The organism is Haladaptatus ordinarius, assembly GCF_054177595.1.
In genome coordinates this window covers 1-719 of record NZ_JBPEHH010000292.1, presented here as the reverse complement: position 1 = coordinate 719, position 719 = coordinate 1, and the positions used below count along the sequence as shown (strand labels likewise).

The 719-nt window shown below is 61.9% G+C and carries 1 protein-coding gene; it reads left to right on the top strand.

The window, feature by feature from the left end; translation table 11 throughout:
* A partial coding sequence (locus ACR3FF_RS27250; protein ID WP_458191230.1) for an ISH3 family transposase occupies nt 1–719 on the top strand: 719 nt, incomplete at both ends.

The window sequence follows — 719 nt, the reverse complement described above, 5'->3', positions numbered from 1 at the left end:
GCCCCTCGATTCCGGCGATATCATGGAGGTGGTCCTCCGAGCGGCTGTCGGGACAACCTCGGTCAACGGCGTCACGACCAACACAGACGAGACACCCAACAGAGAACCCGTCATGGACTGGCTCCATACTCTCGACAAAGAGCCGATGCTGGACGCAGTCAACGACATTCTCGCAACGCTGGCAATGGCGGTTCTCGACCGGTCGCGGTCGAGAACCGTCTGTCTCGACTTCATGGACAACCCGTTTCACGGGCACCCAGCGGACGAAGACGAGTTCAGGCGAATGCAAGCGCGTGATGGCACGACGAAGTGCCATCGGTACTGCACGGCGTTCGTGCTCGCGCAGGGAAAGCCGCTGACGTTGGCGGTTGAACCGGTTGCTGGCGACGATAGCGCAGCCGACGCGGTCGAGCGCGTGCTCGCCCGCGTCGAGCTGTATCCATTCGAGCTCGACCGGATTCTCATGGATCGAGCAGCCTACGTCGGCGAGGTGATCGGCGTGCTTCGGGCGACAGCGCCGCCAGTCTTCCCGGTCAAGACCGGGAAAGACTCGCTCCGGAAGAAGCTCTCGGTGAACGCGTCACATATGACCGAAGAGACGATCTGTGAAGGGAAAGCGCACGAACAGACGTATCCGCTGGCGGTGAACGTGACCTACCAGAACGGTGATCGCGGGAAGTCAGGGATCAAACGGACGGGCTACGCGGCGTACGGTCTGG